This is a genomic window from Peristeroidobacter agariperforans (genome assembly GCF_004138335.1).
GTDB lineage: Bacteria > Pseudomonadota > Gammaproteobacteria > Steroidobacterales > Steroidobacteraceae > Steroidobacter > Steroidobacter agariperforans.
Genome location: NZ_RYFW01000002.1, coordinates 167,501 through 179,731 on the forward strand (window position 1 = coordinate 167,501; position 12,231 = coordinate 179,731).

At 59.9% G+C, this 12,231-nt stretch carries 8 protein-coding genes and 2 rRNA genes (1 of these 10 running past the window's edge); 5 read left to right on the forward strand and 5 right to left on the reverse strand.

Annotated elements, in window-relative coordinates:
* The 3 genes from EK373_RS14635 to EK373_RS33070 form a co-directional block, all read left to right on the forward strand.
* Window positions 1–2,554 (forward strand): 23S ribosomal RNA (locus tag EK373_RS14635); it begins 344 nt to the left of the window's first position.
* A 155-nt stretch (window positions 2,555–2,709) separates the two neighbouring features.
* Window positions 2,710–2,825: ribosomal RNA gene (rrf, locus tag EK373_RS14640) — 5S ribosomal RNA — on the forward strand.
* 118 nt (window positions 2,826–2,943) lie between these two features.
* Window positions 2,944–3,108, forward strand: coding sequence for a hypothetical protein (locus tag EK373_RS33070; protein WP_157994373.1), 165 nt, complete (start codon window positions 2,944–2,946; stop codon window positions 3,106–3,108).
* A 65-nt stretch (window positions 3,109–3,173) separates the two neighbouring features.
* On the opposite strand, the gene EK373_RS14645 is transcribed toward EK373_RS33070, so the two are convergent.
* The 4 genes from EK373_RS14645 to lexA are packed head-to-tail and all read right to left on the reverse strand — an operon-like array spanning window position 3,174 to window position 9,070.
* Window positions 3,174–6,302, reverse strand: a complete 3,129-nt coding sequence (locus tag EK373_RS14645; RefSeq protein WP_129644128.1) for an error-prone DNA polymerase — start codon at window positions 6,300–6,302, stop codon at window positions 3,174–3,176.
* The gene (locus tag EK373_RS14650; protein ID WP_129644130.1) at window positions 6,299–7,732 is read right to left on the reverse strand and encodes a Y-family DNA polymerase; all 1,434 of its coding nucleotides are present in this window, start codon (window positions 7,730–7,732) and stop codon (window positions 6,299–6,301) included. The genes EK373_RS14645 and EK373_RS14650 overlap by 4 nt, the downstream gene beginning before the upstream one ends.
* 12 nt (window positions 7,733–7,744) lie before the next feature.
* Window positions 7,745–8,377 (reverse strand): translesion DNA synthesis-associated protein ImuA, encoded by a 633-nt coding sequence (gene imuA, locus EK373_RS14655; RefSeq protein WP_129644133.1) that lies wholly within the window; start codon window positions 8,375–8,377, stop codon window positions 7,745–7,747.
* Between the two features lie 39 nt (window positions 8,378–8,416).
* Entirely contained in the window at window positions 8,417–9,070 is a 654-nt protein-coding gene (lexA, locus tag EK373_RS14660; RefSeq protein WP_129644136.1) for a transcriptional repressor LexA, read from the reverse strand.
* Window positions 9,071–9,404: 334 nt separating this feature from the next.
* Here lexA and EK373_RS14665 point away from each other — a divergent pair, with 334 nt between their 5' ends.
* Window positions 9,405–9,962 carry an RNA polymerase sigma factor gene (locus EK373_RS14665; protein ID WP_129644139.1) on the forward strand — a complete coding sequence of 186 codons (558 nt, stop codon included), beginning with the start codon at window positions 9,405–9,407 and terminating at the stop codon, window positions 9,960–9,962.
* Window positions 9,959–10,870 (forward strand): anti-sigma factor, encoded by a 912-nt coding sequence (locus tag EK373_RS14670; RefSeq protein ID WP_129644142.1) that lies wholly within the window; start codon window positions 9,959–9,961, stop codon window positions 10,868–10,870. The genes EK373_RS14665 and EK373_RS14670 overlap by 4 nt, the downstream gene beginning before the upstream one ends.
* A gap of 99 nt (window positions 10,871–10,969) precedes the next feature.
* Here EK373_RS14670 and EK373_RS14675 read toward each other — a convergent pair whose 3' ends face one another.
* Window positions 10,970–12,013 carry a sigma-54 interaction domain-containing protein gene (locus EK373_RS14675; RefSeq protein ID WP_129644145.1) on the reverse strand — a complete coding sequence of 348 codons (1,044 nt, stop codon included), beginning with the start codon at window positions 12,011–12,013 and terminating at the stop codon, window positions 10,970–10,972.
* Window positions 12,014–12,231: the final 218 nt, after the last annotated feature.

A 12,231-nucleotide genomic window follows, 5' to 3' on the forward strand; every position in this document is an offset into this window, starting at 1 on the left:
AAAGTCGATGACCAACGAAGAGTAGGGCGGGACACGTGTAATCCTGCCTGAACATGGGGGGACCATCCTCCAAGGCTAAATACTCTCTATCGACCGATAGTGAACCAGTACCGTGAGGGAAAGGCGAAAAGAACCCCGGAGAGGGGAGTGAAATAGAACCTGAAACCGCATACGTACAAGCAGTCAGAGCCCGCAAGGGTGATGGCGTACCTTTTGTATAATGGGTCAGCGAGTTATTTTTAGTGGCGAGGCTAACCGTATAGGGGAGCCGTAGGGAAACCGAGTCCGAATAGGGCGAATCAGTCGCTAGGAATAGACCCGAAGCCGGTCGATCTATCCATGGCCAGGATGAAGGTGGGGTAATACCCACTGGAGGTCCGAACGAACTACTGTTGCAATAGTATGTCGATGAGCTGTGGATAGGAGTGAAAGGCTAATCAAGGCCGGCGATAGCTGGTTCTCCCCGAAAGCTATTTAGGTAGTGCCTCATCGAGCACTCCTGGGGGTAGAGCACTGTTTAGGCTAGCGGGTCATCCCGACTTAGCAAACCTATGCAAACTCCGAATACCAGGAAGTGAACCGGTGGGAGACACACGGCGGGTGCTAACGTCCGTCGTGAAGAGGGAAATAACCCAGACCGCCAGCTAAGGCCCCAAATTCATGGCTAAGTGGTGAACGATGTGGGAAGGCATAGACAGCCAGGAGGTTGGCTTAGAAGCAGCCATCCTTTAAAGAAAGCGTAATAGCTCACTGGTCTAGTCGGCCCGCGCGGAAGATTTAACGGGGCTCAAGCCATGAGCCGAAGCTGCGGATCTGCACGCAAGTGCAGGTGGTAGGGGAGCGTTCTGTACGCCTGCGAAGGTGCACTGCGAGGTGTGCTGGAGGTATCAGAAGTGCGAATGCTGACATGAGTAACGTTAATGCGGGTGAAAAACCCGCACGCCGAAAGCCCAAGGTTTCCTGCTCAACGTTAATCGGAGCAGGGTGAGCCGGTTCCTAAGACGAGACCGAAAGGTGTAGCCGATGGAAAACAGGTCAACATTCCTGTGCCCGGTGTGATTGCGATGGGGTGACGGAGAAGGCTAGCTCAGCAGGGGTTGGTTCCCTGTTTAAGCATGTAGGAGGAGTTGCCAGGCAAATCCGGCAGCTCATAACTCCGAGGTGTGATGACGAGGCTCCACGCGAGCCGAAGTGAGTAACGCCCCGCTTCCAGGAAAAGCCTCTAAGCTTCAGATCACATTGGACCGTACCGTAAACCGACACTGGTGGGCGAGCAGATAATCTGCCAAGGCGCTTGAGAGAACTCGGGTTAAGGAACTCTGCAAATTGATACCGTAACTTCGGAAGAAGGTATGCCTTCGATGGTGTATGGACTTGCTCCAGAAGCTATTGAAGGTCGCAGGTAATCGGTGGCTGCGACTGTTTATCAAAAACACAGGACTCTGCGAACACGCAAGTGGAAGTATAGGGTCTGACGCCTGCCCGGTGCCGGAAGGTTAATTGATGGGGTTAGCCGCAAGGCGAAGCTCTTGATCGAAGCCCCGGTAAACGGCGGCCGTAACTATAACGGTCCTAAGGTAGCGAAATTCCTTGTCGGGTAAGTTCCGACCTGCACGAATGGCGTAACGCTGGCCACACTGTCTCGACCCGAGACTCAGTGAAGTTGAAATCGCTGTGAAGATGCGGCGTTCCCGCGGCAAGACGGAAAGACCCCGTGAACCTTCACTACAGCTTTACACTGAACTTTGAACCTTCCTGTGTAGGATAGGTGGGAGGCTATGAAGCCTGGGCGCTAGCTCGGGTGGAGCCAACCTTGAAATACCACCCTGGGATGTTCGAAGTTCTAACCTTGGTCCGTAATCCGGATTGGGGACAGTGTATGGTGGGTAGTTTGACTGGGGCGGTCTCCTCCCAAAGAGTAACGGAGGAGTGCAATGGTACGCTCAGCGCGGTCGGTCATCGCGCTCTAGAGTGCAAAGGCATAAGCGTGCTTAACTGTGAGACAGACACGTCGAACAGATACGAAAGTAGGTCTTAGTGATCCGGTGGTTCTGTATGGAAGGGCCATCGCTCAACGGATAAAAGGTACTCCGGGGATAACAGGCTTATTCCTCCCAAGAGTCCACATCGACGGAGGAGTTTGGCACCTCGATGTCGGCTCATCACATCCTGGGGCTGTAGCAGGTCCCAAGGGTATGGCTGTTCGCCATTTAAAGTGGTACGCGAGCTGGGTTCAGAACGTCGTGAGACAGTTCGGTCCCTATCTGCCGTGGGCGTTGGAAACTTGAGGGTGAGCTGTCCTTAGTACGAGAGGACCGGGATGGACGCACCTCTGGTGTTCCGGTTGTCACGCCAGTGGCACTGCCGGGTAGCTATGTGCGGACGGGATAAGCGCTGAAAGCATCTAAGCGCGAAGCCCCCCCCAAGATTAGGTTTCCCTGGGAACTCGATTCCCCTAAAGGGCCGTCGGAGACTACGACGTTGATAGGCTGGGTGTGTAAGTGCAGCAATGCATTGAGCTAACCAGTACTAATTGCCCGTGAGGCTTGACCATATAACACCCAATCAGCTTGGGTCCCTGTATGGAAACTTGTTGATACTCAATGTGACATCGATTCTTTGAATCTGTCGCTGAGTCGAAATGTTGTCAAAACAACTCCGAATTCACTGTGGCCGATAGCAATGTCGACCACGACGTGAGCCAGTTTGCCTGGCGGCAATAGCAAGCAGGAACCACCCGATCCCATATCGAACTCGGAAGTGAAAATGCTGTGCGCCGATGGTAGTGTGCCCTGCGGGCATGCAAGAGTAGGTCACTGCCAGGCTCTTAAATAAGCGGAAGCCCCGCCGGATGATTCCGGCGGGGCTTTTTGCTCTTGAGCTTGTCGCCTTTGTAATCGCTACAACCAACCAATTGCTGCTCAGTAATCAGGGGTTGAGTCAATGAATCCACTGGAACGCCGTCGGCTCGTCAAAGCCCAGGTCGTCGATGTGAAGGTCGCCAAGGCCGCCGTGAACGCCTCCAGGCGTCAACGAGCCGAGGCCGCGAAAGTCCTTCGCAAGGACATGGCCGCTCAGCACTTCAATCAGCTGCGCGCTGCCAGCTAATCCCCAATTTGCCGTCTTGTTGAGTTTTACAGTCGTGCTGCGCGCGGCTGTCCTGCAATGTTAGATCAGTGGAAGTCGCGCGACTTGCGCGGCAACGTTCTCACCCAGTGGGAATAGTCCTCCACATCGGTCGCCACTACGTGCACGACCGACTCCACGCTCTGCAATTCCCCGGTTACGACCATGAAGTTCGACTGCAGGATGCGCTGTCGATAAAGCTCGAAGATCGCTGGCCAGAAAATGATGTTGTTGATGCCGGTCTCGTCTTCCAGCGAGGCGAAGATCACCCCGTTCGCCGTCTGCGGGTGCTGCAGATGAGTCACCAGTCCTCCCACGCGCACCGTTCGTCCGTGACGCATAGAGTCGAGCTCGCGGCGAGTCGAAATTCCTGAAGCGCGCAGCTTCGACCGCAACACCGCCATCGGATGCCGGCCCGTGCTCAGTCCCATCTGTCGATAGTCGCGCTGAATCTCCTCCCACTCGGTTGGGATCGGCAATTGCGGAGAATTTTCTTTAGCGGCATTTCCGGCCAATGCGCCGGGCAGGCTCTCGATCCCCAGCGCGCTCCACAAGGCTTGATTCCGATGCTCGCTCAAACTGCGGAACGCACCGCTGGTCGCGAGCGCCTTTGCCGCGCGCGACTTCAGTCCCGCGCGATAAGCCACATCTTCTACTGAGGTGAAAGGCGCGACAGCGCGCGCGGCGACCACATTCAACGCGTCGTCCTTGCGCAGGCCTTTGATCAGTCGCATGCCCAAGCGAATCGCAAACCAGAGCCCCTTGCTCCCATCGGGAAGCATGCGCGTGCCATCCAGTTCGAGCGTGCAGTCATAATCGCTCACGGTCACATCGACAGGCAGGACCTTCACCTGCTGCCGCTTCGCCTGCTCGAGCAACTGCGCCGGCTGGTAGAAACCCATCGGCTGACTGTTGATGAGCCCCGCGATGAATGCCGCGGGTCGATGGCACTTCAGCCAGCTCGAAAAATACGTCAGCAGCGCGAACGACGCCGAGTGCGATTCGGGGAAGCCATATTCGCCGAAGCCTTCGATCTGCTTGTAGATCTGCTCGGCGAATTCCTTGGTGTAGCCCCTGGCCAGCATGCCGCTCATGAGCTTGTCGCGATACATGCTCATCTTGCCGCTTCGCTGCCAGGCGCCCATCGCGCGACGCAATTGATCGGCTTCGCCAGGCGTAAAGCTGGCGGCGACGATAGCGATCTGCATCACCTGCTCCTGGAAGATCGGTACGCCGCGCGTCTTCGCCAGCACGGGACGCAGGTCTTCGCTGGCATAGGGAATGTCTTCGTCCTTCATGGAGCGGCGCTGCAGATAGGGATGCACCATGCCGCCCTTGATCGGGCCGGGGCGCACGATGGCGATCTCGATCACCAGGTCGTAGTAGGTCCTCGGCTTCAGTCGCGGCAGCATGCTCATCTGCGCGCGGGACTCGATCTGGAACACGCCGACGGTATCCGCACGACAAATCATGTCGTACGTCGGTTCATCGCCGCGCTCGATCTGATCCATCGCTGTGGGGCCTGCTCCGGCCGTCTGCAGGAGCTCGAACGTCTTGCGCATGGCCGTCAGCATGCCGAGCGCCAGCACATCGACTTTCAACAGGCCCAGCTCCTCGAGATCGTTCTTGTCCCACTGAATGATGGTGCGCTCGGGCATGGCGGCGTTCTCGATGGGCACCAGCTCGCTGATCGGCTCTTCGGCGATCACGAAGCCGCCGACGTGTTGCGACAGGTGCCGAGGGAACGTCACCAATTCCTTCACCAGGATGCACAAACGACGCATGACGATTTCGTCCAGGTGCATGCCCATGGCTTTGATATTGGCGAACAGCCGTTCCCAGTTGTCCCACCAGGCATGCGACTTTGCGAGCCGGCCGACGACGTCTTCCGTCAGCCCCAATGCCTTGCCGACATCGCGAATGGCGCTGCGCGTTTGATAGGTAATGACAGTGGCAGCGATCGCTGCGCGCGTCCGGCCATACTTTCTGAAAACATGCTGGATGACTTCCTCGCGGCGTTCGTGCTCGAAGTCCACGTCGATGTCGGGCGGCTCGTCGCGCTCGTCGCTGAGAAAGCGCTCGAACAGCACGCTGATGTCTTCCGGGTTGACCTCGGTGATGCCCAGCGCATAGCAGACGACGGAGTTCGCCGCCGAGCCGCGTCCCTGGCACAGGATCGGTTTTTTCTTCGTGCCGTCATCGGCCAGGTCCGAGCGTGCCCACTCGGTGATTTCGTGAACCGTGAGGAAGAAATGCTCGTATCGCTTGCGGTGAATCAGCGCGAGCTCTTTCTCGATGATGGCGCGTACCGAGGCCGGTTCGCCCCGAAGCCAGCGTCGCTGAATGCCCAGCTCGGTGAGATTGCGCAGGTGCTGCGTGGCTGTCATGCCGGCTGGCACGATTTCGTTGGGATAGTTGTATTGCAGGCTACGCAGCGAGAATTCGCAGCGATCGGCAATCCTCAGTGTCTCCTCGAGCAGATCCGCGGGATACAGATCTGCCAGCACTTCGCGCGGACGCAGATGGCGTTCGGCATTGGGGAACAAGCGATGCCCGGCAGCCGCGATCGTGCAGCCATGCCGGATGGCGGTCATCGTGTCTTGCAGGGCTCGCCGCGATTCGACATGCATGTGAACATCGCCGCTGGCCACCAACGGCAATCCAAACGACTCGCCCAATCGGCGCATGGCGGCCAGGTGTTGCCGGTCATCCGGTCGACGCAGCATCTCGACCGCAATCCAGCCGCGGTCGGGAAAGAATTCACATAACCAGCGCGCCTCGGAAGGCCGGGCATTGCGAGGCGCGATCCACAACGCCAGGCATTCGCTCAGGTCCTTCTCGAAGTGGCTGCGCGTCAGGTCATAAGTGCCCTTGGTCGATTCGATTCGGCCTTTGGTGATGAGTCCGCAGATCTGCGCATAAGCACGCTGGGACGGCGCGAGCAGCACCAGGTGCAGATCGTTGTGGCAACGAAACTCGGCGCCGATGATGAGCTTCAACTTGCAGTCTTCGGCGGCTTCCAGTGCGCGCACCACGCCGGCCATCGAGCACTCATCCGTAATCGCCAGCGCCGCATAGCCGAGATTGTGCGCTTGATAAACCAGCTCACCCGGATGCGAGGCCCCCCGCAGGAACGAGAAGTTGCTGACGCAGTGAAGCTCGGCGTACGAGCTCATGACCAGAACCCGTGCAAGTGCCAGCTGCCGTCGCGCAGATCCTTGAAGATCCACAGCGCAGCGCCTTGCTGTGTGCGTGCGATGAAGTAATCGCGCCGGACATCGCCGCCATCCCACCAGCCGCTTTCGATGCGTTCTGCGCCGGTCAGTGCGGGCATGCCACTGAGCTGCAAAGGCTTCGGCTCGGGCAGCAGCCACAAGGGCCGGTCTGGAAAATCCAGCGGTTGACGCTTGGCCTCCGCAGACGCCGTTGCCCAGCTGTGCTCCGGGCGATGCTCGGCAACCGCCATCACGCTGTGAACCTGGTTTTCTCCCAGGCGCGCGACGATGCGATCGATGGTGTAACCGAGCTCTTCGCTTTGTTCAGTCGCGCCGCTGAGCATGTCCACATTGAGTCCGGTGGGCATGGCGAACTCGTCGGCCGACAGCTCCAATGCCACCGAGCCCGAAGGCAGCACCGTATGCTCGAGCCGCTCCCGGCCCAAGGTGAGGAAACGTTCGCTGCTCCGGTCGGGCATCGACAGGCCGACATTGATGACGGTTGCGACGGCATCGCGATGAATGAAACGCAGCGTGAACTTCTGCACTCCCGTATCGCGAGCCCTCAAAAAGCCGACGAACTCACGCAACATGCGCCGTAAAGGAAACAGCAGCGCTTCGGTGCTGTGAATCTCCGCTTCGAATTCGAAGCGCGCGTGATATTGGGGCGGCAGCCGGTAAGTGGGACGTGGATCGGGCGCGGCGCCGGTGAGACGGTCGAGGTAGTTACACACCTCGGGCCCGAAACGTTTCGCCACTCCGTCGCGAGGCAAAGCCACCAGCAATCCGACGGAGCGGACTCCGACCGTCTGTAATTGTTGAGGAATCCAGGGATCCAGATTCAACCAATCGACGGACACGTTTTCGATGCGTGCACGGAGGGCCGCGACCGTTGTGATAGCGACGCGCACGCCGGTACGAGCCAGCAGCGCCGCGCCTTCCAACGTCGGCGCGACGCCCAGCTGATAGCTATAGGACAACTTACTCAGCTCGGCTTCCAGGTGCTCGATGAGTTTGCGAAAGCCGCCGAACAACCGCAGGCTCGCGCCGATTTCCAACCACAACGCTGTGGTTCGCGCGCGCTGCACGTCCGCGAAGACTTCTCCGAGAATCACCGTGCCGCTGAATTGATAAGCCCATGTTGCCAGTCGTTCCAACGCTGCCTGCTCGGCGGTGAGCCGGCGTTCCATGGCGATCACTTCGGGCAGGATTGCCAGCGCAGTGGTGAAGTTCATCGCCGGTTTCAGCCCGACACGCTCGGCGGCGGGATTGCAGCAGACGACGGAGCGCACGCTGCCTTCCAATACCGTGACTACGGTGGGCCGCTCGCTCTGCTCACATTGCAAAGCCTCGAGAGGCAACTGGGGTAGGGTGATACAAAGCCAGAGCATGGGAAGTCACGCTCAAGCACTGGCCAGCGCAGGGGCGATGTCGATGGACATGCCGGCTCGCGCGCCCCGGCATTTGACCACATCGATGCTCAATTGCCCCGTGACATCGGCCTGCAAGCGCAGCCGGACGGCGGCGGGTGAAGACTCACGAGCCGCACTCGGTTGCCGATAAACAAAGCCGATGCTGCTGCCGGCTTCTGCCGCTAGCTGTAGCCGCCGCACTTCACGATCGCGAATCGCGGACGGCCACGCCAGCACCGCGCCAAAAGATTTACAGCGCAATGTTTGTTCGGCAGACCACAGGATGTCGGCGGCGTTCTGGGCGCGAATGATCCAAAAATGCTCCAGCCGCAGCCCATGGCGAAGCAGGGCTGGAGCGAACGGAATGTAAGGCGGCGCGATCATGGCGACGTGGCGCTCGCCCTGGGTGATCTTCGCCAGGGCCGGCATCAGCAAGCGCAACTCGCCGATGCCATCGCTCAGCGGCATCAACTCGACGATGGTTCCCGATTGCCAGCCGCCGCCGGGCAGCACCGCATCGAGACTGGCCGAGCCGCTCGGCTCGACGCGCGGCGGCGGGCCTTCGCGGCCGCTGCGGCAAAGGCGAGCCAGTTGCTCTAATGTTTCGGCACGAGACGTGCTCATGGCGAGTGGTGCGAAATATCCATCTTTCGCTCCTGCAAATCATCGAACACGGGACAGCGAGGTGCGAATCACTCCGACTGCCAGTCCTTCAATGGACAACTCCTGTTCACGCAAATCGATCTCGATGGGCCGGTATGCCGCGTTCGCGGGTTCCAGACGCACGATATGACCTTGGCGTTGGTAGTACTTCACCGTCGCCTCGTCCTCATCGACCAGGCGGGCAACCACGATCTCGCCGCTGCGGACTTGCGATGTTTGATGAACCGCAAGCAGATCGTGATCGAGGATGTCGGCGTCCTTCATGCTGTCGCCACGAACCCGCAGTAAGAAATCGGCGTGCGGCTTGAACAGCGAAGCATCGACGGTGACATGCTCTTCTATATGAGAGGTCGCCAGGATCGGCGCGCCGGCGGCGATGCGACCGAGCAGCGGCAAGCTCAACGCCGACGCTCGGGCGGCGCCAGCAGGCTCGGCGACGAATTCCTCCCGCAGCCGGATGCCCCGTGAAATGCCGGGGACCAGCTCGATGGCGCCTTTGCTCGCCAGGGCGCGCAGATGCTGGTCGATGCCCTGGCGATTCTTGAGCCCCAGGCCGTCGGCGATTTCTCCACGGGTCGGCGGCAACCCGTCGCTATCCATGAAGCGACGGATAAAAGCCAATACTTCCAATTGTTTGCGAGTGAGGTCGGACATGGCGGTCGGCGGTGGAGCCCTGGCCAGGGCGGTACCAGACAAACGTCTGGTAAGCAGTCTAGGATCCTTTCCGCGGCACCACAAGCACAAATGACACGCCTCGAAACTGAATGCGCGACGCCAGAACGTGATCGAGTTGGCGTACGCAAATGCCACTGAATCCCAACGGACCCGTGCTCGCGAATAAGCCGTTGCGAGTATCCCTTAACCTCTTCTTAACGGCTGGCGAACTGAAGTGACAGTCTCCGCTATACTTCCGGCTCCCTACACTTCGCTAATCGCACTGACCAACGACGATGCGACGCGAACCACAACAACTCAGAGCCGCCCGAGAATGACGGACTCAGTACTCGCTCGAGTCGCACAAGGAGATGCGCGTGCCGTGCACGAGTGCATCGATCAGTTCGGCAGTCTCATCTGGTCCATCGCCCGACGCTTGACGCGCACGCGCGCCGATGCAGAAGACGCCGTGCAGGAAATCTTCACGGATGTCTGGCGCAGCGCTGGCCGCTTCGACCCCAACCAAGGCTCGGAGAAAGTATTCGTTGCCACCATCGCGCGGCGACGTTTGATCGATCGCATGCGCCGGGCCGCGCATCAGGCGCGCACCGAATCCACTGACGATATTGATTCGCTGGGCTGGGCCGATCCGGGCAACAGCGCCGAAGTGTGCGCCGAGGCGTCGGCGGCTGCCCGCGCAGTGATGCAATTACGACCCGAACAACGGCAGGTGCTGGAGCTTGGAATCCTGCAAGGATTGAGTCATTCGGAAATTGCCGATGTGCTGCAAATGCCGCTCGGTACAGTAAAAACCATGATGCGGCGAGGATTGATTCAGGTGCGTGAGTTGATGGGTATTCAGAACGCTGCCTCCGATGGGGTGCGCTCATGAGCAACTCAGTCATGCAGAACCCGAGGCTGGTGGAGTTGCTGGTGCAGCGGGCCGTGGACGGCTTGAACTCTTCCGAGCGCGCCGAGCTGAAACAGCTGCTCTCCGAAGAGAAATATGTGGACGCCGGTCGTTTCGAATACACCGCCGCCTCCTTACTGCTCGCGGGCGATGTGGAGAACAACACGCCCGAAGAAATGCCATACAGCTTGCGCGAGCGATTGATGGCGCAGGCGGATAACGTCGCCGCTTCGATGCCGGCAGCGCCGTCTCGCCAGAACACTTCGCAGCCGCGAGTCATCAGCATCGCGGGTCGTTCACGTTCGACCACTGCAGCGCCAGTCGCCAGTGCGCTGCCGGCAGCGAAGGCGCCGGCTGCACGCAAGCCGGCTTCATTCGGTGGCAAGGTCGGTTGGTTTGCCGCTGCCGCGAGCGTACTGATCGCTCTCGCTGGCTGGTGGCCGCGCTTGCAGAGCGGCGATCCGATGGTCGAGGCGCCGGTGGCCAGCACGCTGGAACAGCAACGACAGGAGCTGCTCGCCCAACAAGGCGTGCTGCAGCGAACCTGGCAGACCACGCCGGATCCGGCGGCGAGCGGTGTTACCGGCGATGTGGTGTGGGATCAGCGGACTCAGAATGGATATCTTCGTTTCCGCGGCCTGCAAGCCAACAACACGGACGAGATGACTTATCAGCTGTGGATCTTCGACGGCACGCGCGATGAGCGCTATCCGATCGACGGCGGCATCTTCGATATTCCGCCCGGGCAGAGCGAGGTGATCATTCCCATCACCGCCAAACTGCAGGTTCGCAATCCGGCCGCCTTCGCCGTCACCATCGAGAAGCCCGGCGGCTCCGTCGTCTCCAGCCGCGACCGCATCGTCGTGCTCGCACCCGTCGCCGCGGGTTGATCGCACCGACCCCACCAAAGACATCGGCCCTCTGCTAGGAGGGCCGATGGTGGGTCGACAGCCAGGTGGGGATCTGGCGCTGGTCTCAACTCGAAACGATCAACCTGCCAGCGGCACGCTGGCGCCGACGGCGGGAAGGTGGCGGCCGAGAGGCTGTTCGCTCTCGGCGCGTTCCCGCGCGTAGCTGTTCAACTTGTTGTAAAGGGTCTTGAGGCTGCAGCCGAGCACGGCGGCGGCGCGGCGCTTGTCGCCTTCGCAATAATCCAATGTGACTTCGATCAGTGAGCGCTCGGCCTCATCCAGACGAGAGCCGAGCGGCACGTGCACGCCTGCAGGGCGCGCGGCTTCCACCGGCTCCGGCGTGTGCGTCGGCATCGTGACCGACAGATCAACGTCCAGCACCTCGTCGGCGAGAATGAAGCTGCGCTCGACCGCGTTCTTCAGCTCACGCACGTTGCCTGCCCAGCGGCGCGAGCCGAGTGCTTCCAGGAACGTGGGTGAAAAGCGTTTGGTCACATCGCTGCCGCGATTGAGCGTGGCCAGGAACTGTTGAGCCAGCAACGGCACATCGCCAGGACGCTCGCGCAGCGGCGGGATGTGCAGCGGGAACACTGCGAGTCGATACATCAAATCTTCGCGCAGCTGGCGATTGGCGACCGCTTCGGTGACGTTGCGGTTCGTGGCCGCGACGACGCGGATGTCGGTCTTGATCTCCTGCGTGCCGCCGACGCGATAGAAGCGCCCGGTCTCCAGCACGCGTAGCAGGCGGGTCTGCATGTCCAGCGGCATCTCGGTGACTTCATCGAGGAACAACGTGCCGCCGGTGGCGCGCTCGAACACGCCAGCGTGCGAGCGAGAGGCGCCGGTGAAGCTGCCCTTCTCGTAACCGAACAATTCGGCCTCGATCAACGAGCCGGGAATGGAGCCGCAGTTGATCGCCACCAGCGGGCCCTGGGCGCGATTGCTCAAGTTGTGAATGCATTCGGCGACAAGCTCTTTGCCGACGCCGCTTTCACCCATGATCATGACCGTGGCTTCGGTGGGCGCCACGCGTTTGATCAAGCCGAACACCTGATGCATGGCAGGCGAGCGCCCGAGGAGGTTGCCGAGGCCGTTCTCGTGCAGCGTGATCGGTGCGTCCACTGTGTAATCTCTCCCCAATTAAACTCGTAAAGAGTTGTGATCGCTTAGGTGAGATGCAAATTCTTCAAGCGCTGCCTGAGTTCCTTTGTAATAAAGTTTTTTCGGCGCGACAAAAGTAGGAAATTCTTGGTGTCGAATTCGTTGACGCAGCATGTGCCGTAAAACGCAGGGATTTCCGTGTCCGGGGCGTGTTGCGGCGAGTCGTCGGAAATTCTCAC

Bases quoted from the DNA above. Each gene is read 5' to 3' on its own strand.
- EK373_RS33070 (WP_157994373.1), top strand. From the start codon at position 2,944: ATGAATCCACTGGAACGCCGTCGGCTCGTCAAAGCCCAGGTCGTCGAT.
- EK373_RS14645 (WP_129644128.1), bottom strand. From the start codon at position 6,302: ATGAGCTCGTACGCCGAGCTTCACTGCGTCAGCAACTTCTCGTTCCTG.
- EK373_RS14650 (WP_129644130.1), bottom strand. From the start codon at position 7,732: ATGCTCTGGCTTTGTATCACCCTACCCCAGTTGCCTCTCGAGGCTTTG.
- imuA (WP_129644133.1), bottom strand. From the start codon at position 8,377: ATGAGCACGTCTCGTGCCGAAACATTAGAGCAACTGGCTCGCCTTTGC.
- lexA (WP_129644136.1), bottom strand. From the start codon at position 9,070: ATGTCCGACCTCACTCGCAAACAATTGGAAGTATTGGCTTTTATCCGT.
- EK373_RS14665 (WP_129644139.1), top strand. From the start codon at position 9,405: ATGACGGACTCAGTACTCGCTCGAGTCGCACAAGGAGATGCGCGTGCC.
- EK373_RS14670 (WP_129644142.1), top strand. From the start codon at position 9,959: ATGAGCAACTCAGTCATGCAGAACCCGAGGCTGGTGGAGTTGCTGGTG.